Here is a 21,704-nt window from a genome sequence, read left to right as displayed (position 1 = left end):
CGACTCAATGTCCCTTAGCCGTATCTCGGTCACCGGTGTGCGTAATCTGCACCCGGTGACCCTCTCCCCCTCCCCCCGCATCAATATTCTTTACGGCGCCAACGGCAGCGGAAAAACCAGTCTGCTGGAAGCCATCCACCTCCTTGGGCTCGCGCGCTCGTTTCGTAGTACTCGGCTGCAGCCCGTCATCCAGTATGAGCAGCCAGCATGCACCGTGTTCGGTCAGGTCAGTCTTGGCGAGGGTGGGCTGGCCAGTCTTGGCATTTCGCGTGATCGGCAGGGTGAGTTTCAGATTCGTATCGATGGGCAGAACGCCAGGAGCGCCGCCCAGCTTGCTGAAGCACTACCGTTGCAGCTGATCAATCCAGATAGTTTTCGGCTGTTGGAGGGCGCTCCCAAGATCCGTCGACAGTTCCTCGACTGGGGAGTGTTCCACGTGGAACCTCGATTCATGTCTGCGTGGCAACGACTTCAGAAGGCCCTGCGGCAGCGGAACTCGTGGCTCCGGCATGGTACACTGGACGCCGCTTCGCAAGCGGCTTGGGACCGTGAATTGTGCCTGGCCAGTGATGAAATCGACCAGTATCGAAGGGCCTACATCCAGGCATTGAAGCCCGTTTTTGAACGGATTCTTGCTGAGCTTGTGGAACTCGACAGTCTGACGCTCAGTTACTACCGCGGCTGGGACAAAGATCGGGAACTGTCCGAAGTGCTGAGCACTTCCCTCTTTCGCGATCAGCAGATGGGGCATACCCAGGCAGGACCGCAACGCGCCGACTTGCGATTGCGTTCAGGTGCACACAGCGCGTCAGACATTCTGTCGCGCGGTCAGCAGAAGCTGGTTGTTTGCGCACTGCGAATAGCGCAGGGCCATCTGGTCAATCAGGCAAAGCGCGGACAGTGCATCTACCTAGTTGACGACTTACCGTCAGAGTTGGACGAGCAGCATCGGCAATCACTTTGCCGATTGTTGGAAGATTTGGATTGCCAGGTGTTCATCACCTGCGTTGACCATGAATTTCTGAGGGACGGCTGGCGCACGGATACGCCGGTCGCCATGTTCCACGTGGAACATGGCTGTATCAGCCCTACGATCATCGGGAGTGAAGCATGAGCGAGAACAACACGTACGACTCTTCCAGCATCAAAGTGCTGAAGGGGCTGGATGCCGTACGCAAACGCCCCGGTATGTACATCGGCGACACCGATGATGGGACAGGTCTGCACCACATGGTGTTCGAAGTCGTCGACAACTCGATCGATGAAGCCCTTGCCGGCTTCTGCTCGGAAATCAGCATTACCATCCACACCGATGAGTCCATTACCGTTCGCGACAACGGGCGTGGTATCCCTGTGGATATCCATAAGGAAGAAGGGGTTTCTGCTGCAGAGGTCATCATGACCGTGCTGCACGCCGGCGGTAAGTTCGACGACAACACCTACAAGGTTTCCGGCGGTCTGCACGGCGTGGGTGTATCTGTTGTGAACGCCCTCTCCGAAGAGCTGCGCTTGACCATTCGCCGCGCTGGCCAGGTTTGGGAACAGATCTACCATCACGGTGTACCGCAGTTCCCGCTGCGCCCCGTCGGTGAAACCGAGGGCACGGGTACCGAGGTGCACTTCAAGGCCTCTGCCGAGACTTTCACCAACATTCACTTCAGCTGGGACATCCTGGCCAAGCGTATCCGCGAGCTGTCCTTCCTGAACTCCGGCGTTGGCATCGTGCTGCGTGACGAGCGCAGCGGCAAGGAAGAAATGTTCAAATATGAAGGCGGTCTGAAGGCCTTCGTCGAGTACCTGAACACCAACAAGACCATTGTCAATGAAGTATTCCACTTCAATATCCAGCGCGAGGAAGACGGCGTCGGCGTCGAAGTCGCCCTGCAGTGGAACGACAGCTTCAACGAGAACATCCTCTGCTTCACCAACAACATTCCCCAGCGTGACGGCGGTACTCACCTGGCAGGCTTCCGCTCTGCCCTCACCCGTCACCTGAACAACTACATCGAGCAGGAAGGACTGGCGAAGAAGTTCAAGATCGCCACCACCGGCGACGACGCTCGTGAGGGCCTGACCGCCATCATCTCGGTGAAAGTGCCGGATCCCAAGTTCAGCTCCCAGACCAAGGACAAACTGGTCTCCTCCGAGGTGAAGACTGCGGTGGAACAGGAAATGGGCAAGCACTTTGCTGACTTCCTGCTGGAGAACCCGAACGAAGCCAAGGCCGTGGTCGGAAAGATGATCGACGCCGCGCGTGCCCGTGAAGCCGCACGCAAGGCTCGTGAGATGACCCGCCGCAAAGGTGCTCTGGACATCGCGGGTCTGCCAGGAAAACTGGCCGACTGTCAGGAAAAGGACCCTGCCCTTTCCGAACTCTACATCGTGGAGGGTGACTCCGCGGGTGGCTCGGCCAAGCAGGGCCGTAACCGCAAGACCCAGGCGATCCTGCCGCTCAAGGGCAAGATCCTCAACGTGGAAAAGGCACGTTTCGACAAGATGCTGTCCTCGCAGGAAGTCGGCACCCTGATCACCGCATTGGGGTGCGGGATCGGCCGCGAGGAATACAACATCGACAAGCTGCGCTACCACAACATCATCATCATGACCGACGCCGACGTCGACGGTTCGCACATCCGTACTCTGCTGCTGACATTCTTCTTCCGGCAAATGCCGGAGCTGGTCGAGCGTGGCTACATCTACATTGCGCAGCCGCCGCTCTACAAGGTCAAGAAGGGCAAGCAGGAGCAGTACATCAAGGACGACGAGGCCATGGACGAATACATGACCCAATCCGCCCTGGAAGACGCCAGCCTGCACGTCAATGAGAATGCACCGGGACTTTCCGGTGAAGCACTCGAACGTCTGGTGAACGAGTACCGCAATATAATGCGCACCCTGAAGCGTCTGTCGCGCCTGTACCCGCAGGAGCTGACCGAGCACATGATCTATCTGCCACGCGTCAGCGTTGAGCAGCTCTCTGATCAAGCGGCGATGCAGTCGTGGTTGGATGCATTCCAGGCGCGCCTGAAGGTCGCTGAAAAGTCCGGTCTGACCTACACCGCTAGCCTGCGCGAAGATCGTGAACGTCATCTGTGGCTGCCGGAAGTGGAACAGACCGCCCATGGCCTCTCCCACTACATCACCTTCAACCGTGATTTCTTTGCGAGCAACGACTATCGCCAGGTGACCGATCTGGGCAACCAGCTCAACAACTTGCTGGAAGAAGGTGCATTCGTCCAGCGCGGCGAGCGCAAGAAACCAGTTTCTACCTTCAAGGACGCCCTTGCCTGGCTGATGACCGAAAGCACAAAGCGTCACACCATCCAGCGCTATAAGGGACTGGGTGAGATGAACCCGGAGCAACTGTGGGAAACCACTATGGACCCGAACGTCCGTCGTATGCTCAAGGTCACCATCGAAGACGCGATTGCCGCGGATCAGATCTTCAATACCCTGATGGGCGATGCAGTGGAACCGCGTCGTGACTTCATCGAGAGCAACGCCCTGGCGGTGTCCAACCTCGACGTCTGACGAGCGGAACGAAGCCCACCTCAAAAGCCCCGGCCTGATGCCGGGGCTTTTGTTTTGGAGCCTCGATCCGGTCATCGCAGCCGTTGAAATCCTCTATTTGCACGCGATACTTCCAGGCACCCGTTTGGGGAATGAGACGATGCGCATCATCTTGAGTCGAAAGGGCTTCGACTCTTCCGCGGGCGGCTTTCCAAGCCCGATCCTGCCGGATGGGAGGCTCTGTTCGCTTCCCATCCCGGATGAACTTTCGCCTGTTCGATATGGCGATATTGCTTACGAAGGTATCAACCTCGGAGACCTGATCGGCCAACTGGGAGTCGGGCATTCCTGGGACCACAAGGGTGCCCACCTCGATCCTGACCTACGCTTGGACGCCTTGCCGCGTGTGGATGGCTGGAAGCCCATGCTGGGCCAAAGCGGTAGTGCACAGGGGCATTTGCGAAACGAAGGAGTGGCAGCTGGTGACCTTTTCCTTTTCTTCGGTTCCTTTCGTGCCGTCTACAAGGTGAAAGGTGTGTGGCGCTTCGATCCTGGTCAGACACCACGCCAGATAATCTGGGGATGGTTGCGGGTCGGCGAGATCCTCAAGGTCGATGAGTTGCCGCGAGAAGCATTGCCCTGGGCACGTTATCACCCGCACTTTGCTTATGGGCGCGACCCAGGAAACACGCTCTATCTGGCAGCCGATCTTCTTAGTCTGGATGGTGCGACAGTTTCGGGAGCAGGAACATTTCCTGTCCTGGATGACCGCCTGGTTCTGACCGCTCCAGGTTCGAGGATGCAGACCCAATGGCAACTGCCGGCTTTCTTCGCGCCGAGCGAGGAAAGTCCTGGGCTCAGTTATCACCGGAGACTGGATCGATGGGAAAGTGCTGGCGACATCTACCGACTAAGCAGTGCGTACAGGGGCCAGGAATTTGTAGTCGACGTGAGGGATAAAGAGGCACCGATGAAGTGGCTCCGTACCTTGCTGGCGGCAGCTTCGCATTGACCATCGCAGAGCTTTTTTCTTTTCCCAGCAATGGGTTACGGTGCAGAAACAGCGGGTAACACTATGCGCTGGAACTTGCGCCAGGAGTGTTACCTATGTCCCGTCTACCGAGTACCCGGACGGGTCGTATGGGAACAGTTTTGCGCAAAGAATGGCTGATAAACAATGACTATTTTCTATAAAGTATTGATTTATATGGTGTTTTAAAAAGTTGGCACGAGACATGCTTTCTATATGAGACAACAACAATAAAAAGCTTCAAAAAGAAAGTTTTCGACTCTGACAGAACAAAAACAACAGCACAGAGAAGAAGCAAACCGATTTTTTTGGACAGGGTGTGTCGTTCCATACCCGGTGACTAGAGCAAAAGAACAATAAAACTACCTTGAGGTAGCGGCGCTCTGGTTGGTTCAGCAATGACGATGACATGATCAGCGTCCAAAAAAATCCGTTTGCCCTCGGTCCATGTTGGGACCAGCCATTTCTGGCTGCGTTAGTAGCCAGGAGCGAAGAACAACAACGAATATCTGATAAGAACAACAACAATAATGAAATAAACATTTGAGGGGAGCTTCGGCTCCCCTCAGTGCTTTCCGGCTTCCGCAATTTCTCTTCCTCTCCGTAGCTCGTCCTCCGCCTGTATCAAGCGTTCTCGCTCGTTCTCCCTTGTAGGAAGGTGTTCGCACATGTGAAGGGAGGGCGTAGTCTGGAGGCGCTTGCAGAGGCCCCTGGAGGCCACATACAGGAGCGGTAGGATGGATGAGCGTAAAGGCGAAGCACCGAGCATCACCGATGAAGAGATCAGCGCCTACATGATGCGACAGCTGCGCTCAGGCAGGGTGAAGCCAGGGGTTCTGGTGGTCCTGACCGAAAAGAACTTCCCGTGTGTTGCGCGCGAACGGATCATCCAGTGCTTCAATGCCCTGGATTCCCGGTACCTGAAGGGATGATGTGGGAGAGTAACGAAAAAGCGTTATGCACTTTCTCGCTAAGCTTTATTGTAAAACGCAAGGCCTTGTAAATCAGGGCCTTGCGCTATGAAATCGGGAATTCGCCAAATTTTTGTTCACAGCTTATCCACAGATCAGGCCGATTACTCGACCGTCGCTATAGTCTGCGGACCTTCGATCTCGCGCTGAGCAGCTTCCACCCAGGCAAATGCTCGCTCGTTCAGTTCGGCGATGGCCCTGGGTCCCTCACCTTCTGCATACATGACCGGACCCATGACGACCTGGATGGTCCCCGGATGCTTGGCCCATCCTGCCTTAGGCCAGTAGTGCCCGGCGTTGTGCGCCACAGGAAGAACCGGCAGGCCGGCGTTGACCGCTAATGCCGTACCACCTCGGGAAAACTTGCCCATTTGCCCGACCGGAACGCGAGTACCCTCCGGGAAAATCAGTACCCAGGCACCCTGCTTGAGACGCTCGTCGCCTTGCGCAGCGAGCTGCTTGAGCGCTGCCTTGGGGTTGCTGCGGTCGATGGCGATAGGTTTCATCAGCGCCATGGCCCAGCCAAAGAAGGGCACTCGCAGGAGCTCACGTTTGACGACCTGGCTGAGGGGCTCGAAAGCGCCAGAAAGGAAGAAGGTCTCCCAGGTGCTCTGGTGCTTGGCGAGGATCACGCAGGGCTGCGCCGGCACGTTTTCCTGGCCCTTCACTTCATAGCGGATGCCTACCATCACCTTCGCCAGCCAGACGGCGAATCGGCACCAACGCCAGACAATGAAGCGGTAGCGTGCCCGAAACGGCATGAAGGGCGCGAAAAAGAGGCTCAACGTGCCCCAGATGAAGGCGCTCAGCGACAGCAGCAGGTAGAAGAAGAAAGTTCTGATGGCCTGCACTGTCGTCATGGGAGCTGTTGACCTTACTGAAGTAGATGTGTGGCGACTGCCGCCAGATCGTCGAATACCAGGGTTCCCGCTGGCAGTTGCTTGGCCAGGGTCCGTTCGCCTTTTCCGGTCTTTACCAGAACGGGCTGACAATCGACGGCCAGCGCGGCTTCCAGGTCACCACTGCTGTCGCCGACGAACCAGGTGCCAGCAAGGTCCACGCCATAGTGCTCGGCGATGCGCTTGAGCATACCGGGCTGCGGTTTGCGGCAATTGCAGCCTTCGTCAGGACCGTGCGGGCAATACTGGATCACACCGAGCTCGCCGCCCTGCTCCGCTACCAGCTCGCGCAGACGGGCATGCATGGAGTCCAGCGTGGCGAGGTCGTAGTAGCCCCGGGCGATGCCGGATTGGTTGGTGGCCACGGCAACCGTCCAGCCGGCCTTGCTGAGTCGAGCGATGGCGGTTATCGCGCTTGGAATGGGGATCCATTCCTCGAGCGATTTGATGTACTCGTCGGAGTCTTGGTTGATGACTCCGTCGCGGTCGAGAATCAGTAGTTTCATGAACAACGCCTGAAACGCTGAGCCTGACGGGAAGCGCACCGCTTCGGGTCAGGCTCGCGTTATCGCTTAGCCCAGTACCGAAATGTCAGCCACGCCCAGGAACAGGCCGCGCAGCTTGGCCAGCAGTGCGTAGCGGTTGCTGCGCACGGCGGCGTCTTCGGCGTTGACCAGTACCGCTTCGAAGAAGCTGTCCACCGGCTCGCGCAGGCTAGCCAGGCGCTCCAGGGTCTCGCGATAGCTACCGGCGTTCGCCAGCGCCTGTTCGGCGTCGGCCACGGCCTTGGCCAGGGCCTGCTCGGCAGCTTCCTGCAGCAGGGCGCTGTCGACGCTGCCCGGAACGCTACCTTCAGCCTTGCTCAGCAGGTTGGACACGCGTTTGTTGGCAGCGGCAAGGGCAGCAGCTTCCGGCAGCTTGCGGAAGGCCTGTACGGCCTGCACGCGCTGGTCGAAGTCCAGCGCCGAGGACGGCTGCAGGGCGCGCACCGACAGGTAGACGGCGACGTCCACACCCTCGTCCTCGTAGCGGGCACGCAGACGGTCGAAGATGAACTCCAGCACTTGCTCGGCAAGGCCTTCGGCCTTCACCTTCGAGCCGTAAAGCTCGACGGCGAAGGCAACGGCTGCAGCGAGATCGAGGTTCAGTTGCTTCTCGATCAGGATGCGCAGCACCCCCAGGGCCTGACGACGCAGGGCGAAGGGATCCTTGCTGCCGGTGGGGAGCATGCCGATGCCGAAGATGCCCACAAGGGTATCCAGCTTGTCGGCCACGGCCACGGCCGCGCCGGTGAGGGTCTGCGGCAGTTCGGCGCCAGCGCCACGCGGCATGTACTGCTCGTTCAGCGCCTGGGCAACGTCTTCCGGCTCACCATCGTTGATCGCGTAGTAGTAGCCGGCGATACCCTGCATTTCCGGGAACTCACCGACCATTTCAGTGGCAAGGTCGCACTTGGAGAGGATACCGGCGCGCGCCGCGCGGATCGGATCGGCGTCGATCTGCTCGGCCACGAAACCAGCCAGGCGGGATACGCGCTCGGCCTTCTCGAATACGGTACCGAGCTGGGCCTGGAACACCACGTTCTTCAGGCGCTCGTTGAAGCCTTCCAGCTTCTGCTTCTTGTCCTGCTTGAAGAAGAACTCGGCGTCGGTGAGGCGCGGACGAACGACCTTCTCGTTACCGGAGATGATCTGGGCCGGGTCCTTGCTGACTACGTTGGCCACGGTGATGAAGCGCGGCAGCAGCTTGCCGTTGGAATCCAGCAGGCAGAAGTACTTCTGGTTGTCCTGCATGGTGGAGATCAGGGCCTCTTGGGGCACGGCGAGGAAGCGTTCTTCGAAGGAACACACCAGCGGCACCGGCCACTCGACCAGCGCGGTCACTTCATCCAGCAGATCGGCGGGAACCACGGCAGTGCCCTTCTGCTCGGCCGCCAGCTCGGCCACGCGGCTGGCAATGATCTCACGACGTTCGGCGAAGTCGGCCAGCACGTGGGCACTGCGCAGGTCTTCCAGGTAGGTGGAAGGCTTGCTGATACGGATGTTGTCCGGATTGTGGAAACGATGGCCGCGGGACTCACGTCCGGCTTTCTGGGTGAGGATCACGCAGTCCACCACTTCTTCGCCGAACAGCATGACCAGCCACTGGGTCGGGCGGACGAACTCTTCCCGGCGAGCGGCCCAGCGCATGCGTTTCGGAATCGGCAGGGCGGCGAGGGAGGTTTCGACGATGCCGGGCAGCAAGCCCGCTGCAGGCTGACCGGGAATGGATTGGCTGAACTTCAGCTTCGGCCCGCTCTTGTCGATCTGCTCCAGGTCGACACCGCATTTGCGGGCAAAGCCCAGCGCGGCCTGGGTCGGTTTGCCTTCGGCGTCGAAGGCAGCCTGGATCGGCGGGCCGTCGAGATTGACGCTGCGATCAGGTTGCTGGGTGGCCAGTTGTTCCACCAGCACGGCCAGGCGACGCGGGGCTGCAAATACCTGAGCCTTGGCATAGCCCAGGCCAGCGGTCTTCAGGCCTTGCTCGATGCCGGCGAGGAAGGCGTCACCCAGGGATTTCAGGGCCTTGGGAGGCAGCTCTTCGGTGCCCAGTTCTACCAGGAAATCTTGTGCACTCATTCTTGAGCCTCCAGCTTGGCCAGTACTTCGTCACGCAGTTCGGGAGTGGCCATGGGGAAGCCGAGACGCGCGCGCGCTTGCAGGTAGCTTTGCGCCACGGCGCGGGCCAGGGTGCGCACGCGCAGAATGTAGCGCTGGCGCTCGGTCACCGAGATGGCGCGGCGGGCGTCCAGCAGGTTGAAGGTGTGGGAAGCCTTGAGGACCATCTCGTAGGTCGGCAGCGGCAGCTGCAGCTCGATCAGGCGGTTGGCCTCGCTCTCATAGAAGTCGAAGAGTTCGAACAGCTTCTCGACGTTGGCGTGCTCGAAGTTGTAGGTCGATTGCTCCACCTCGTTCTGGTGGAACACATCGCCGTAGGTGACCCTGCCGAACGGGCCGTCGGCCCAGACCAGGTCGTACACCGAATCGACGCCCTGGATGTACATCGCCAGGCGCTCCAGGCCGTAGGTGATCTCACCGGTGACCGGGTAGCACTCGATGCCACCGACTTGCTGGAAGTAAGTGAACTGGGTGACTTCCATGCCGTTCAGCCAGATTTCCCAGCCCAGGCCCCAGGCGCCGAGCGTCGGCGATTCCCAGTTGTCTTCGACGAAGCGGATGTCATGCACGAGCGGGTCGATGCCGATGGCCTTCAGCGAGCCGAGGTACAGCTCCTGGAAGTTCTCAGGATTGGGCTTGAGGACCACCTGGAATTGGTAGTAGTGCTGCAGGCGGTTCGGGTTCTCGCCGTAGCGGCCGTCGGTCGGACGGCGGGACGGCTGCACATAGGCGGCGTTCCAGGTCTCCGGACCAATGGCGCGGAGGAAGGTGGCGGTGTGGAAAGTACCGGCGCCCACTTCCATGTCGTAGGGCTGGAGCACCACGCAGCCCTGCTCGGCCCAGTACTGCTGCAGGGCGAGGATCAGGTCTTGGAAGGTGCGCACGGCGGGCGTAGTCTGGCTCACGAATTTCACCTGTGCTGGGTCTTCGACGGAAAATGCCGGAGTATACCCGATCCGACCCCGCCGCAACCGCATGGAAAGCCTTATGCCACGCTGCTTCTGGTGCAATGACGACCCCCTCTACATCGCCTACCACGACACCGAATGGGGCGTTCCGCTCAAGGACCCCGCGGCGCTCTTCGAACTGCTCTTGCTGGAAGGCTTCCAGGCCGGTCTGTCCTGGATCACCGTGCTGAAGAAACGCGAGCGCTATCGCGAGGTCCTGTTCGGTTTCGACCCCAGGCGCCTGGCGGTGATGAGTGACGAGGAGATCGAGAAGCTGATGCAGGACCCGGGCATCATCCGCAACCTCCTAAAGCTCAAGGCCGCGCGGCAAAACGCCCAGGCCTGGCTGCGCCAGGAAGACCCGGTGAAGCTGCTCTGGTCGTTCGTCGCCGGCAAACCGAAGGTCAACCACTTCAGCGGACGCGGCCAGGTTCCAGCCGTCACCACCGAGGCCGAGGCCATGAGCAAGGCACTGAAGAAAGCCGGCTTCACCTTCGTTGGCCCGACCATCTGCTACGCCTTCATGCAGGCCGCCGGCATGGTCATGGATCACACCACCGACTGCGACCGTTATCGCGAGCTGACCCTGTGATCCGGTGCGAGGGTAGAATGCGCGCTTTCGAACGTCCTGGAGTTGCCTGTGGATAAGTTGAAAGGTGCGCTGATTGTCGGCTTCCTGCGCCTCTTTGCGATGTTGCCCTGGCGCGCCGTGCAAGCGGTTGGCGCGACCATTGGCTGGCTGATGTGGAAGCTGCCGAACCGTTCCCGCGACGTGGTGCGGATCAACCTGTCCAAGTGTTTCCCCGAGTGGTCGCCGACGGAGCTGGATCAGCGCGTTGGCCAGAGCCTGATGGACATCGGCAGGACTTTCACCGAAAGCGCCTGCGCCTGGATCTGGCCGGCGGAGAAATCCATCGGACTGATCCGCGAAGTGGAAGGCCTGGACGTGCTGCACGAGGCCCTGGCCAGTGGCAAGGGCGTGGTAGGCATCACCAGCCACCTGGGCAATTGGGAAGTGCTGAACCACTTCTACTGCGCCCAGTGCAAACCGATCATCTTCTACCGCCCGCCGAAGCTGAAAGCGGTGGACGAGCTGCTGCAGAAGCAGCGTGTGCAGTTGGGTAACCGCGTGGCGCCTTCCACCAAGGAAGGCATCCTCAGCGTCATCAAGGAGGTGCGCAAGGGTGGCTCCGTGGGCATTCCCGCCGACCCGGAGCCGAGCCTCTCGGCCGGGGTCTTCGTGCCCTTCCTTGGCACCCAGGCACTGACCAGCAAATTCGTCCCCGGCATGCTGGCCGGTGGCAAGGCACGCGGCGTGTTCCTGCATGCCCTGCGCCTGCCGGATGGTTCGGGTTTCAAGGTGATCCTCGAAGCCGCACCCGAAGGCATGTACAGCGAGAACGTCGAAGAAGGCGTTGCCGCCATGAGCCAGGTGGTCGAGAAGTATGTGCGGGCCTACCCGACCCAGTACATGTGGAGCATGAAGCGCTTCAAGAAACGCCCCGAGGGCGAGAAGAAGTGGTACTGACGAAAAAGGCGCCGAGAGGCGCCTTTTTCATGGGCAGGTATTTCTCTGAGGCGAGAGGGTTGTATCGAGTCGCGATAAGCCGTATTAACGAGCGCTGCAAATAGCTCAGGATGATGCGATCCCATGGCGAACCAGCGGCAATTTCCCCGAACTCCGATGAAGTGCAGGATCAAGATCAGTCACCCCAGCTTCGGCGACCTGATCGCCCAGACCCGCGACCTGTCCGATGGCGGCGTCTATGTTCGTCATCCCGATCTGGCAGTCCTGCCGGTCGGCAGCATCGTCCGCGGCCAGGTCCAGGATCTACCGATCGAGGCGCCCATCCTGGAAATGGAAGTGATGCGGATAGACGCCGAAGGCGCCGGGCTGCGTTTCGTAGAGTCTTGATCAGGATTCGGGCGGGGCGGTAGGGCAGACCAGTCCGGTCACTTCCACTTCGCCTCTCGCAGCCTTCCTGATCCACTCCGCTGGAGGGCAGCCCACCAGGTTCGCAAAGGTACGCGAAAACGACGCCTGCGAGCTGTAGCCCACCGAGGCGGCCACCACCTTGATCTGAACCCCTTCGCGAAGCAGGTCCTGTGCGGTCTTCATGCGCCAGGCGGTGAGATAGGCCATGGGTGGTGTCCCCATGATCCGATTGAAGCAGGCGGAGAATTTCGAACGGGACATCAGCGCCAGGCTCGCCATGCGCTCCACGCTCCAGTCCGTTTCCGGTTCGCGGTGGATCTGGCTGAGTACGGTCCCAAGACGACCATCCTGCAGTGCGTAGAGCAGACCACCGGAAATCCGTCCGTCCTCTACCGCCCGACGTACCAGCAGCACGAACAGGTACTCGAACAGCAGGTTGAGCGCCTTGGCCCTGCCGGGTTCCTCGCCCTCAAACTCGCCGACCAGGGAGTGGATCACCGGCAATGCATGGCCGAGCGCATCCAGCGGAAACACCAGGGTTTCGTCCAATCCGAGTGGAAACGGCTGGGCCAGGCCACGGTTGAACTGGAAGGATGCACAGATCAGCTTTGCGCCCTCGATAGAGCTGGAGCGCAACTGATAACGGCAGCTGCTGGGACAGAACAGCACGCTGGGTTCGCGGATCGATACCTTCGGCAGACCCGGCTGAACCATGTCGATGCCGCCGTGCTCCACCAGGTGGATGAATGCCATCCCCGGGGGCTTGTCGAGGACCAGCGCACCGTCCACGCGACCGGCGAAAAACAGCCGCCCCTGCAGACTGGTGCGCTCGAAGAATTCTGAAAGGACATCCATTGGGGACAACCTGGCAAAGATCCTGTACGGCCTGGCAAAAGCCGCGGAAGGCGCGGCCATAGGATGCAATCACGCCGATGGTAGACAGCCCCGGGCGCGGCTGCCACGGCATTCAGTGATTTCATCCCGTCTCGCAGGAGTCCATCGACATGAGCCATGAACCATCCCGCCTCACGACCTACCGCGATCCAGCTGAACCGGCGCTGCCCGATCCCGGTATGCGCCTGGACCTGACGCGCGCCGCGCTTGTGGTAATCGACCCGCAGATCGACTTCCTCAGCCCCGAGGGGGTGAGCTGGAGCGTATTCGGCAAGAGCATCACCGAGCACGATACGGTCAGGCATATCGGTCAATTGTTTGCCGCTGCCAAGGAGGCCAGTATCACCGTTGCCGTGTCGCCGCACTATTACTACCCCTGCGATCACCACTGGCACTTCGGTGGGCCGCTGGAGAAGGTCATGCACAGCATCGGCATGTTCGACCGCAAAGGGCCATTGAGTCTGGAAGGCTTCGAGAACTCGGGCGCGGACTTCCTGCCCGAATACAAGCCCTACATCCTCGATGGCAAAACCATCATTGCTTCGCCCCACAAGGTCTACGGCCCGGAGACCAATGACCTGGCCTTGCAGCTGCGCAAGCACGGCGTGTCGCAGATCATCCTCGCCGGCATGGCTGCCAACCTCTGTGTTGAGTCCCATTTGCGCGAGTTGCTGGAGCTGGGCTTCGAGGTGGCGGTGGTGCGAGATGCCACCGCGGGCCCGACGACACCGGAAGGCGATGGCTACCTCGCCGCACTGATCAATTACCGCTACATCGCCAATGCGCTGTGGAGCACCGAGCAGACCCTGGACTATTTGCGTGGGGAATGAATCGTTGGCCCCGTCGACTCCGCGGACGGGGCCATCTGCATTCAGCGCAAGGTATAGCCGCTATCCACTACCAGGTCCTGGCCATGAAGACCGCGCGCGGCCTGCGAGAGGAGGAAGAGAATGGTGTCGGCCACGGTGCCCGGTTCGAGGAAGCGACCTCCGAGCAAGCGTTGGCTGACGCTTTCGGCCACTGCCGCGAGCTCGTCGTTTCCCAGGCCCAGGCTGGACCAGATGGGCGTGGCGGTCGGGCCGGGGGAAACCATGTTCAGGCGCACGCCACGGGGTGCGAGTTCCACTGCAAGGGTACGCACATGTGCTTTCAGTGCGGCTTTCGAGGCGATGTAGGCAGCGAGGCCGGGAAAGCTCACCCGCGAAAGAAAGGTGCCGATGAATACTACCGAGGAAGGCGTCGCTAACTCATCGTTCAGCGCTGCCAGAGTTTCGATCGCGCCGGCGCCGTTGATCGCCCATTGCTGGTCGAATGCGGAGGCATCCAGGCCGTCGGCGAGGCGGGCGATCCCGGCATTGGGTACCAGGTAGTGGACGGGACCCAGGTCCCGTGCCGTCTGCGCCAGCGCGGTCAGGTCACCGGCCTGGGTAACATCACCGGCTTGCCAGTACAGCCGCTCGCCGAAGCGCGCTTGCAGCGCCTGGAGCTCACCCGGCCGACGGCTCATCGCCAGGACCCGCGCGTCTCGCTCCAGCAGGCGCTCTACAACGGCAAGGCCGATACCGGAGCTGGCACCGGTGACGACGGCAAGGCGATTCTCGAATTCGTGTTGTGACATGGCTCGTTCCTGTTCCTGTAAGAGGTCGACGTGGCAGGGCCACGACGCAAGCCAGGAAAACAAAAGGCGGGCCAGATATTCAGGCTTTATTAATCAATAGCTTACGATGTTTTGTTGTCATAATGACTTCATCTGCTAGAGTCACTTGGACATACTTTCGAGTCATTTTGACTCTGTGCAAGCGATCAGGCTGGCGAGCCGCCGCGCTTGTCCAGGCGTTTGATGAACACGGTCATTTCCTTCTCTGCCTGTTTGTCGCCATGGGCGTTGGCGGCCTCAAGACCCTGGGTCCAGGCCTCGCGAGCGGCGCTGAAGTCGCCCTGGGCCTCCAGCGCCTTGCCCAACAGCTTCCAGGCAGCCGAGTACTTCGGGTCCTGCTCCACGCACCGACGCAGGTGCAGGGCGGCCTTGGCCGCGTCGCCCTGGTCGAGGTAACCCTTGCCCAGGCCGAAGCGCAGCAGGGCGTTGTCCACGCCCTTGGCCAGCATCTTTTCCAGTCCTTCGAGCATGGTGCGTTCCCCTTGAGGCTGTTTACGATCCTGCGAGCTAGGGCCATGCAAGGCAGAAGCAGGCGAGGACGCGGAGTTTAGAGGCTGTAACTGAGCAATCCGAACCTGCTTCCAATGCTGCAGGGCGCGACGCGCAGCTGATCGTAGACGGGCTATTAGAAGAAGGTCAGGCCCACCTGGAACAGACGCTCGGCGTCGCGGATGTATTTCTTGTCCACGAGGAACAGGATCACATGGTCGCCGGACTCGATAATCGTGTCGTCGTGGGCGATCAGCACTTCCTCGTCACGGATGATGGCGCCGATGGTGGTACCGGGCGGCAGGGCGATGTCCTCGATCATCTTGCCGACCACCTTGCTCGACTTGGCGTCGCCGTGGGCGATGGCCTCGATGGCCTCCGCCGCGCCGCGGCGCAGGGAGTGCACGCTGACGATGTCGCCACGGCGCACGTGGGTCAGCAGCGTACCGATGGTGGCCAGCTGCGGGCTGATGGCGATGTCGATGTCGCCGCCTTGCACCAGGTCCACATACGCCGGATTGTTGATGATGGTCATTACCTTGCGTGCACCCAGGCGCTTGGCCAGCAGCGAGGACATGATGTTGGCCTCGTCGTCGTTGGTCAGGGCGAGGAAGATGTCGGCGTCGTTGATGTTTTCTTCTACCAGCAGGTCGCGGTCGGAGGCACTGCCCTGGAGCACGATTGTGCTGTCGAGGACCTCGGACAGATGGCGGCAGCGCGTCGGGTTCATCTCGATGATTTTCACCTGGTACCGGCTTTCGATGGCCTCGGCAAGGCGTTCACCGATGTGGCCGCCGCCGGCGATGACCACGCGCTTGTAGCTGTCTTCAAGGCGGCGCAGCTCACTCATCACGGCGCGGATGTGGGCCTTGGCGGCGATGAAGAAGACTTCGTCGTCGGCCTCGATCACGGTATCGCCCTTGGGCAGGATCGGCCGGTTGCGGCGGAAGATGGCGGCAACGCGAGTATCCACGTTGGGCATGTGCTCGCGGATCTGGCGCAGCTCCTGGCCCACCAGCGGGCCGCCGTAGTAGGCCTTGACGCCTACCAACTGGGCCTTGCCCTCGGCGAAGTCGATCACCTGCAGCGCGCCGGGATACTCGATCAGTCGCTTGATGTAGTTGGTCACCACCTGTTCCGGGCTGATCAGAACGTCCACCGGGATGGCTTCGTTATCGAACAGGCCAGCCCGAGTGAGGTAGGCCGCTTCGCGCACCCGGGCGATCTTGGTAGGTGTGTGGAACAGCGTGTAGGCGACCTGGCAGGCGACCATGTTCACTTCGTCGCTGTTGGTCACCGCTACCAGCATGTCGGCGTCATCGGCGCCGGCCTGGCGGAGCACGGTTGGGAATGAGCCGCGGCCCTGGACGGTGCGGATGTCGAGACGGTCGCCGAGGTCGCGCAGGCGGTCGCCGTCGGTGTCCACCACCGTGATGTCATTGGCCTCGCCCGACAAGTGTTCTGCCAAGGTGCCACCGACCTGCCCCGCGCCGAGAATGATGATCTTCACTGCTAGTTCCCTTATCGCGCTGAAGCGGCGATTTTGATCAGCTTGGCATAGTAGAAACCGTCGTGGCCGTCTTCCTGCGCCAGCAATTGGCGGCCATGGGGTTGTTTCAATCCGAACGGTCCGGGGATGTCCAGCTCGCGGGCGCCAGGAGTGCGGGCGAGGAAGGCGGCGATGTTGTCGCTGTTTTCCCGTGGGAGCGTAGAGCAGGTCGCATACAGCAGCACGCCGCCGACTTCCAGGGTCGGCCAGAGGGCGTCCAGCAGCTCGCCTTGAAGCTGGGCCAGCGCCGCGATGTCTTCTTCCTTGCGGGTCAGCTTGATGTCCGGGTGACGACGGATCACGCCGGTAGCCGAGCAGGGTGCATCCAGCAGGATGCGCTGGAACGGCTTGCCGTCCCACCAGTCGGCGGTATTGCGGCCGTCGGCGGCGATCAGTCTGGCAGCCAGGCCGAGTCGTGCGAGGTTCTCGCGCACGCGCACCAGGCGACTCTCTTCCAGGTCGACTGCCACCACTTCGGAGAGGCCGGGTTCGGCCTCGAGGACGTGGCAAGTCTTGCCGCCGGGCGCGCAGCAGGCGTCGAGCACGCGCTGCCCGGGCGCCAGTTCCAGCAGATCGGCGGCCAGTTGTGCGGCTTCGTCCTGCACGCTGACGCGACCTTCGACGAAGCCCGGCAAGGTCTTCACGTCGCAGGCTTCGACAAGGCGGATGCCGTCACGGCTGAAGGTGCAGGGCTCGGCGGCGATGCCGGCTTGCTGCAACTCGGTCAGATAGTCGTCGCGACTGCCATGCCGGCGATTGACCCGCAGGATCAACGGCGGATGGGCATTGTTCGCCGCGCAGACGGCTTCCCAGTGCTCCGGCCAAGCCGCCTTGAGCGCCTTCTGCAGCCAGCGTGGGTGGGCAGTACGTGCCGCCGGGTCGCGCTCCAGTTCGGCGAGGATCGTCTCGCCCTGGCGTTGGGCGTTACGCAGTACGGCATTGAGCAGGCCCTTGGCCCAAGGCTTCTTCAGCTTGTCCGAGCAGCCGACGGTTTCGCCGATGGCGGCATGGGCGGGGATGCGGGTGTAGAAGAGCTGGTAGAGGCCGACCAGAAGCAGGGCTTCCACATCCTTGTCGGCGGACTTGAAAGGCTTCTGCAGCAGGCGTTCGGCCAGGGCGGCGAGGCGCGGTTGCCAGCGGGCAGCACCGAAGGCCAGGTCCTGGGCCAGGGCGCGATCGCGAGGGTCGACCTTGTCCAGCTGCGGCGGCAGGCTGCCGCCCAGGGAAGCCTTGCCGGAAAGTACCGCGGCCAGTGCGCGGGCGGCGGCGAGACGCGGATTCATGCGCCGAGCACCTTGCCCACGGCGAACTGCTCGCGGCGGCTATTGAAGAGGTCGGTGAAGTTCAGCGGCTTGCCGCCAGGTAGTTGCAGACGCGTCAGGCGCAGGGCGCCGTCGCCACAGGCTACGGTGAGGCCGTCCCTGGAGGCGGCGAGGATCTGCCCGGGCTGCTGGCTATTGCCTTCGCCCGGCTCGGCAGCCAGCACCTTCAGCGGTTCGCCATCGAGGGTTGTGTGGCAGATGGGCCAGGGATTGAAGGCACGCACCAGACGCTCCAGTTCGACAGCCGGGCGGCTCCAGTCGAGGCGCGCCTCGTCCTTGTTCAGTTTGTGCGCGTAATTGGCCAGCGCATCGTCCTGGACTTCACCTTTCAGGGTTCCGGCAGCCAGGCCTTCGATGGCTTCGACGACTGCGTTCGGGCCGAGCTGAGCGAGGCGATCGTGCAGGCTGCCGCCGGTGTCGGAGGCCGAGATCGGCGTGGTGACCTTGAGCAGCATCGGGCCGGTGTCGAGGCCGGCTTCCATCTGCATCACGGTAACGCCACTTTCTGCGTCACCCGCCTGCACCGCACGCTGGATCGGCGCGGCGCCGCGCCAGCGCGGCAGCAGCGAGGCGTGGCTATTGATACAACCCAGTCGCGGCGTATCGAGCACCACCTGCGGCAGGATCAGACCGTAGGCCACCACCACCATCAGGTCAGCGCCGAGGGCCTTGAGTTCATCCTGGGCAGCGGGGTCGCGCAGGGTCGGCGGCTGTAGCACCGGGATGCCGTGCTGGACAGCCAGTTGCTTGACCGGACTGGGCATCAGCTTCTGGCCGCGTCCGGCCGGACGGTCCGGTTGGGTGTAGACGGCGATGACCTGGTGGCGGGAGCCCAGCAGGGCTTTGAGGTGCTCGGCGGCGAACTCGGGGGTGCCGGCGAAGACGAGGCGCAGTGACTCGGTCATGGGTACTCGCTAACGAAAAAGGCTTGCCGGAGCAAGCCTTTGGAATCGAGGGAATCAAGCCTGCTGGCGATGTTGCTTTTCCAGCTTCTTCTTGATGCGATCACGCTTGAGCGACGACAGATAGTCGACGAAGAGCTTGCCGTTGAGGTGGTCGCATTCGTGCTGGATGCACACGGCGAGCAGGCCTTCGGCGATCAGCTCATAAGGCTGGCCATCGCGGTCCAGCGCCTTGATCTTGACCTTCTGCGGGCGATCGACGTTCTCGTAGAAGCCAGGCACCGAGAGGCAGCCTTCCTGATACTGGTCCATCTGGTCGGTCAGGGACTCGAACTCGGGGTTGATGAAGACCCGAGGCTCGGACTGGTCTTCCGACAGGTCCATCACCACCACGCGCTTGTGGACGTTCACCTGGGTCGCGGCCAGGCCGATACCGGGGGCGGCGTACATGGTTTCGAACATGTTGTCGATCAACTGGCGGATGGAGTCGTCGACCACATCCACCGGTTTGGCGATGGTGCGCAACCGCGGATCGGGGAATTCGAGAATGTTCAGAATCGCCATATGCGTTTGTGATGCACTTGTGGAATATGTTGAAAATCCGCTGCTAAGATGGTGAGCAGCATCGAAAAACGGCTGAAGAGCCCGGTTGGGGCGGCTCTCAGGGCGTTTCATGTGAACGGACATAATAAAGGGATTCACCGCATGAGGAAATCACTACTCGCCCTGCTGCTCCTGGCCGCCAGTGGCCTGACCCAGGCTGCGGTGGAACTCAAGGACGGGCATCCGGAGCGCTATACCGTCGTCAAGGGCGACACGCTCTGGGATATCTCCGGCAAGTTCCTGCGCCAGCCGTGGAAGTGGCCGGAGATCTGGCATGCCAACCCGCAGATCGAGAATCCGCACCTGATCTATCCCGGCGACGTGCTCAGCCTTGTCTACGTCGATGGTCAGCCGCGCCTCATGCTGAATCGTGGCGCGTCCCGCGGCACCATCAAGCTGTCGCCGCAGGTGCGCAGCACGCCGATGGCCGAAGCCATTCCGGCGATTCCGCTGGAAGCGATCAACGCCTTCCTGCTGACCAACCGCATCGTCGACGATCCCGAGCAGTTCCAGGCCGCACCCTACATCGTCGCCGGCAATGCCGAGCGCGTGGTGAGTGGCGCCGGTGACCGCGTCTATGCCCGTGGCAACTTCTCCCACGAGCAACCGGTCTACGGCATCTTCCGCCAGGGCAAGACCTATGTGGACCCGGAAACCAAGGAGTTCCTCGGTATCAATGCCGACGACATCGGCGGCGGCGAGATGGTGGCGGACGAAGGCGACATCGGCACTCTGGAGCTGACCCGCTCCACCCAGGAAGTCCGTCTGGGCGATCGTCTGTTCCCCACCGAGGAACGCGCTATCAACTCCACTTTCATGCCCAGCGCACCAGAGCGCGACATCAGCGGCGTGATCCTCGATGTACCGCGCGGCGTGACCCAGATCGGCCAGTTCGATGTGGTGACCATCAACAAGGGCAAGCGTGACGGCCTGGTGGAAGGCAACGTGCTGGCTGTCTACAAGACCGGCGAGACGGTGCGCGACCGCGTCACCGACGAGTTCATCAAGATCCCTGACGAGCGTGCAGGACTGCTGATGGTGTTCCGCACCTACGACAAGCTCAGCTACGGCCTGGTACTGGCCGCCACCCGCCAGTTGGCGGTGCTGGACAAGGTACACAACCCGTAACACCTCCAAGCCCCCGCCCTGCGGGGGCTTGTTGTATTGATGGCCGTTCTGCCGCATCAGCGGCGCGATCAAGGACCGATCGACGTGTCATCAATCTCCCCCGCCGAGCTGGAAGCTCGCCTGCGCCTGCACCACCTTCCCGAACTGGGCCCTTCCCGTTTCCGTCGTCTGCTCGAAGCCTTCGGCTCCGCCTCGGCGGCACTCAGTGCCCCGGCCTCTGCCTGGCGATCCCTGCGCCTGCCGGAGGCTAGCGCCGAGTGTCGGCGCAGTCCGGAAATCCGTGATGCCGCGGCCCGTGCCCTGGCCTGGCAGGAACACTCCGGCCGACAACTGCTTTGTTGGGACGACCCTGGCTACCCTGCTCTGCTCGCCGAAATCGGCAACGCTCCACCACTGCTGTATGTCGCCGGTGACGCATCGCTTCTGGAGCGCCCGCAACTGGCTATGGTCGGCAGTCGTCGTGCCTCTGCGGCGGGCCTGGATACTGCCCGGGCATTCGCCCGCAGCCTGGCGGGAGGAGGCTTCGTCATCACCAGCGGGCTGGCCCTTGGCATCGACGGCGCCGCCCACCAGGGCGCGCTGGATGTCGCCGGCAAGACTGTCGCGGTGCTTGGCACCGGGCTGGAGCGCATCTATCCCAATCGCCATCGTGGCCTGGCAACGCGCATCGTCGAAGAAGGCGGCGCGCTGGTATCCGAGCTGCCGCTGGACTGCCCACCCCAGCCATCCAACTTTCCCCGGCGCAATCGCATCATCAGCGGCTTGTCACTTGGTGTCCTGGTGGTGGAAGCCAGCCCCTCCAGTGGATCGCTGATCACTGCGCGGCTGGCGGCCGAGCAGGGGCGCGAGGTCTACGCCATCCCCGGCTCCATCCACCACCCCGGCGCGCGCGGCTGTCACCAGTTGATCCGCGAAGGCGCGGCACTGGTGGAGAAGGTGGAAGACATTCTCGAAGCGCTACGTGGCTGGCAGGCCGTGGCTTCCGCTGCCGGGACCGAAGTCCTGGCGACAGAGGCCCATCCATTGCTCGACCTGCTGCGCGCATCGCCTTACAGCAGCGAAGGGCTTGCCGCGATCAGCGGCTGGGAGCTGCCTCGCCTGCTCGCCGAACTCACCGACCTGGAGCTGCAGGGGCACGTAGCCCGTGAGGCCGGTTGCTGGGTGCATCGCCAAGGTTGAGCCCTGTACACTTTGCCGATCCAGTTTTGTG

General features: G+C 61.7%; 21 protein-coding genes. 10 read left to right on the top strand and 11 right to left on the bottom strand.

The annotated features are described in order from the left end of the window. Nucleotides 1–7 precede the first annotated feature (7 nt). The 4 genes from recF (at nucleotide 8) to D6Z43_RS20105 (ending at nucleotide 5,472) form a co-directional block, all read left to right on the top strand. Nucleotides 8–1,114 carry a DNA replication/repair protein RecF gene (gene recF, locus D6Z43_RS20120; protein WP_120653831.1) on the top strand — a complete coding sequence of 369 codons (1,107 nt, stop codon included), beginning with the start codon at nucleotides 8–10 and terminating at the stop codon, nucleotides 1,112–1,114. Beyond that, nucleotides 1,111–3,531: a DNA topoisomerase (ATP-hydrolyzing) subunit B gene (gyrB, locus tag D6Z43_RS20115; RefSeq protein ID WP_120653830.1), complete on the top strand. Its 2,421-nt coding sequence runs from the start codon at nucleotides 1,111–1,113 to the stop codon at nucleotides 3,529–3,531. The genes recF and gyrB overlap by 4 nt, the downstream gene beginning before the upstream one ends. 37 nt (nucleotides 3,532–3,568) lie before the next feature. Then, on the top strand, nucleotides 3,569–4,522 hold the full coding sequence (locus D6Z43_RS20110; protein WP_256660889.1) for a hypothetical protein: 954 nt from the start codon (nucleotides 3,569–3,571) through the stop codon (nucleotides 4,520–4,522). A gap of 755 nt (nucleotides 4,523–5,277) precedes the next feature. Then, nucleotides 5,278–5,472, top strand: coding sequence for a hypothetical protein (locus D6Z43_RS20105; RefSeq protein ID WP_120653829.1), 195 nt, complete (start codon nucleotides 5,278–5,280; stop codon nucleotides 5,470–5,472). A 143-nt stretch (nucleotides 5,473–5,615) separates the two neighbouring features. Here D6Z43_RS20105 and D6Z43_RS20100 read toward each other — a convergent pair whose 3' ends face one another. The 4 genes from D6Z43_RS20100 to glyQ are packed head-to-tail and all read right to left on the bottom strand — an operon-like array spanning nucleotide 5,616 to nucleotide 9,972. After that, entirely contained in the window at nucleotides 5,616–6,371 is a 756-nt protein-coding gene (locus D6Z43_RS20100) for a 1-acyl-sn-glycerol-3-phosphate acyltransferase (protein ID WP_120653828.1), read from the bottom strand. Between the two features lie 14 nt (nucleotides 6,372–6,385). Next, nucleotides 6,386–6,922, bottom strand: a complete 537-nt coding sequence (gene gmhB, locus D6Z43_RS20095; protein ID WP_174235589.1) for a D-glycero-beta-D-manno-heptose 1,7-bisphosphate 7-phosphatase — start codon at nucleotides 6,920–6,922, stop codon at nucleotides 6,386–6,388. Nucleotides 6,923–6,982: 60 nt separating this feature from the next. Then, nucleotides 6,983–9,028, bottom strand: coding sequence for a glycine--tRNA ligase subunit beta (gene glyS / locus D6Z43_RS20090; RefSeq protein WP_120653826.1), 2,046 nt, complete (start codon nucleotides 9,026–9,028; stop codon nucleotides 6,983–6,985). Beyond that, nucleotides 9,025–9,972, bottom strand: coding sequence for a glycine--tRNA ligase subunit alpha (gene glyQ / locus D6Z43_RS20085; protein WP_120653825.1), 948 nt, complete (start codon nucleotides 9,970–9,972; stop codon nucleotides 9,025–9,027). Before glyQ ends, glyS begins: the two co-directional genes overlap by 4 nt. 82 nt (nucleotides 9,973–10,054) lie before the next feature. Between glyQ and D6Z43_RS20080 the strand changes: the two genes are divergently transcribed. From D6Z43_RS20080 to D6Z43_RS20070, 3 genes are all read left to right on the top strand, one after another. Further along, on the top strand, nucleotides 10,055–10,606 hold the full coding sequence (locus D6Z43_RS20080) for a DNA-3-methyladenine glycosylase I (protein ID WP_120653824.1): 552 nt from the start codon (nucleotides 10,055–10,057) through the stop codon (nucleotides 10,604–10,606). Nucleotides 10,607–10,654: 48 nt separating this feature from the next. Continuing rightward, nucleotides 10,655–11,542 carry a lysophospholipid acyltransferase gene (locus D6Z43_RS20075; protein ID WP_120653823.1) on the top strand — a complete coding sequence of 296 codons (888 nt, stop codon included), beginning with the start codon at nucleotides 10,655–10,657 and terminating at the stop codon, nucleotides 11,540–11,542. 123 nt (nucleotides 11,543–11,665) lie between these two features. Continuing rightward, nucleotides 11,666–11,929, top strand: coding sequence for a PilZ domain-containing protein (locus D6Z43_RS20070; RefSeq protein WP_120653822.1), 264 nt, complete (start codon nucleotides 11,666–11,668; stop codon nucleotides 11,927–11,929). Here the strand turns inward: D6Z43_RS20070 and D6Z43_RS20065 are convergent, their stop codons facing one another. After that, nucleotides 11,930–12,805, bottom strand: coding sequence for an AraC family transcriptional regulator (locus tag D6Z43_RS20065; RefSeq protein ID WP_120653821.1), 876 nt, complete (start codon nucleotides 12,803–12,805; stop codon nucleotides 11,930–11,932). A gap of 149 nt (nucleotides 12,806–12,954) precedes the next feature. On the opposite strand from D6Z43_RS20065, the gene D6Z43_RS20060 reads away from it, so the two are divergent. Continuing rightward, nucleotides 12,955–13,674 (top strand): cysteine hydrolase, encoded by a 720-nt coding sequence (locus D6Z43_RS20060; RefSeq protein WP_120653820.1) that lies wholly within the window; start codon nucleotides 12,955–12,957, stop codon nucleotides 13,672–13,674. A 41-nt stretch (nucleotides 13,675–13,715) separates the two neighbouring features. Here D6Z43_RS20060 and D6Z43_RS20055 read toward each other — a convergent pair whose 3' ends face one another. The 6 genes from D6Z43_RS20055 to def form a co-directional block, all read right to left on the bottom strand. Next, nucleotides 13,716–14,462, bottom strand: a complete 747-nt coding sequence (locus tag D6Z43_RS20055; RefSeq protein WP_120653819.1) for an SDR family NAD(P)-dependent oxidoreductase — start codon at nucleotides 14,460–14,462, stop codon at nucleotides 13,716–13,718. 185 nt (nucleotides 14,463–14,647) lie between these two features. Further along, a complete protein-coding gene (locus D6Z43_RS20050) occupies nucleotides 14,648–14,971 on the bottom strand; it encodes a tetratricopeptide repeat protein (protein WP_120653818.1) in 324 nt (107 codons plus the stop codon). 155 nt (nucleotides 14,972–15,126) lie between these two features. Next, nucleotides 15,127–16,500, bottom strand: a complete 1,374-nt coding sequence (gene trkA / locus D6Z43_RS20045) for a Trk system potassium transporter TrkA (protein ID WP_120653817.1) — start codon at nucleotides 16,498–16,500, stop codon at nucleotides 15,127–15,129. 11 nt (nucleotides 16,501–16,511) lie between these two features. After that, entirely contained in the window at nucleotides 16,512–17,822 is a 1,311-nt protein-coding gene (rsmB, locus tag D6Z43_RS20040) for a 16S rRNA (cytosine(967)-C(5))-methyltransferase RsmB (RefSeq protein ID WP_120653816.1), read from the bottom strand. After that, nucleotides 17,819–18,766 (bottom strand): methionyl-tRNA formyltransferase, encoded by a 948-nt coding sequence (fmt, locus tag D6Z43_RS20035; protein WP_120653815.1) that lies wholly within the window; start codon nucleotides 18,764–18,766, stop codon nucleotides 17,819–17,821. The genes rsmB and fmt overlap by 4 nt, the downstream gene beginning before the upstream one ends. Before the next feature lie 54 nt (nucleotides 18,767–18,820). Then, nucleotides 18,821–19,327, bottom strand: coding sequence for a peptide deformylase (gene def, locus D6Z43_RS20030; RefSeq protein ID WP_120653814.1), 507 nt, complete (start codon nucleotides 19,325–19,327; stop codon nucleotides 18,821–18,823). 141 nt (nucleotides 19,328–19,468) lie between these two features. On the opposite strand from def, the gene D6Z43_RS20025 reads away from it, so the two are divergent. Together D6Z43_RS20025 and dprA are read left to right on the top strand one after the other, a co-directional pair. Then, nucleotides 19,469–20,494, top strand: coding sequence for a LysM peptidoglycan-binding domain-containing protein (locus tag D6Z43_RS20025; RefSeq protein WP_120653813.1), 1,026 nt, complete (start codon nucleotides 19,469–19,471; stop codon nucleotides 20,492–20,494). 84 nt (nucleotides 20,495–20,578) lie between these two features. After that, a complete protein-coding gene (gene dprA, locus D6Z43_RS20020) occupies nucleotides 20,579–21,673 on the top strand; it encodes a DNA-processing protein DprA (protein WP_120655316.1) in 1,095 nt (364 codons plus the stop codon). Nucleotides 21,674–21,704: the final 31 nt, after the last annotated feature.

The sequence above is a fragment of the Pseudomonas sp. DY-1 genome (genome assembly GCF_003626975.1).
Classification (GTDB): domain Bacteria; phylum Pseudomonadota; class Gammaproteobacteria; order Pseudomonadales; family Pseudomonadaceae; genus Metapseudomonas.
Note: the sequence above shows the minus strand (reverse complement) of the source record. Positions and strands in the feature narration are given on the sequence as shown.

What these genes read in the sequence shown, in the direction of transcription:
- D6Z43_RS20110 (WP_256660889.1), top strand. Translation starts at nt 3,569, where the DNA reads ATGCCGGGGCTTTTGTTTTGGAGCCTCGATCCGGTCATCGCAGCCGTT.
- recF (WP_120653831.1), top strand. Translation starts at nt 8, where the DNA reads ATGTCCCTTAGCCGTATCTCGGTCACCGGTGTGCGTAATCTGCACCCG.
- D6Z43_RS20025 (WP_120653813.1), top strand. Translation starts at nt 19,469, where the DNA reads ATGAGGAAATCACTACTCGCCCTGCTGCTCCTGGCCGCCAGTGGCCTG.
- D6Z43_RS20050 (WP_120653818.1), bottom strand. Translation starts at nt 14,971, where the DNA reads ATGCTCGAAGGACTGGAAAAGATGCTGGCCAAGGGCGTGGACAACGCC.
- D6Z43_RS20055 (WP_120653819.1), bottom strand. Translation starts at nt 14,462, where the DNA reads ATGTCACAACACGAATTCGAGAATCGCCTTGCCGTCGTCACCGGTGCC.
- rsmB (WP_120653816.1), bottom strand. Translation starts at nt 17,822, where the DNA reads ATGAATCCGCGTCTCGCCGCCGCCCGCGCACTGGCCGCGGTACTTTCC.
- def (WP_120653814.1), bottom strand. Translation starts at nt 19,327, where the DNA reads ATGGCGATTCTGAACATTCTCGAATTCCCCGATCCGCGGTTGCGCACC.
- gyrB (WP_120653830.1), top strand. Translation starts at nt 1,111, where the DNA reads ATGAGCGAGAACAACACGTACGACTCTTCCAGCATCAAAGTGCTGAAG.
- fmt (WP_120653815.1), bottom strand. Translation starts at nt 18,766, where the DNA reads ATGACCGAGTCACTGCGCCTCGTCTTCGCCGGCACCCCCGAGTTCGCC.
- D6Z43_RS20070 (WP_120653822.1), top strand. Translation starts at nt 11,666, where the DNA reads ATGGCGAACCAGCGGCAATTTCCCCGAACTCCGATGAAGTGCAGGATC.
- D6Z43_RS20060 (WP_120653820.1), top strand. Translation starts at nt 12,955, where the DNA reads ATGAGCCATGAACCATCCCGCCTCACGACCTACCGCGATCCAGCTGAA.
- D6Z43_RS20105 (WP_120653829.1), top strand. Translation starts at nt 5,278, where the DNA reads ATGGATGAGCGTAAAGGCGAAGCACCGAGCATCACCGATGAAGAGATC.
- glyS (WP_120653826.1), bottom strand. Translation starts at nt 9,028, where the DNA reads ATGAGTGCACAAGATTTCCTGGTAGAACTGGGCACCGAAGAGCTGCCT.
- D6Z43_RS20080 (WP_120653824.1), top strand. Translation starts at nt 10,055, where the DNA reads ATGCCACGCTGCTTCTGGTGCAATGACGACCCCCTCTACATCGCCTAC.
- D6Z43_RS20100 (WP_120653828.1), bottom strand. Translation starts at nt 6,371, where the DNA reads ATGACGACAGTGCAGGCCATCAGAACTTTCTTCTTCTACCTGCTGCTG.
- D6Z43_RS20065 (WP_120653821.1), bottom strand. Translation starts at nt 12,805, where the DNA reads ATGGATGTCCTTTCAGAATTCTTCGAGCGCACCAGTCTGCAGGGGCGG.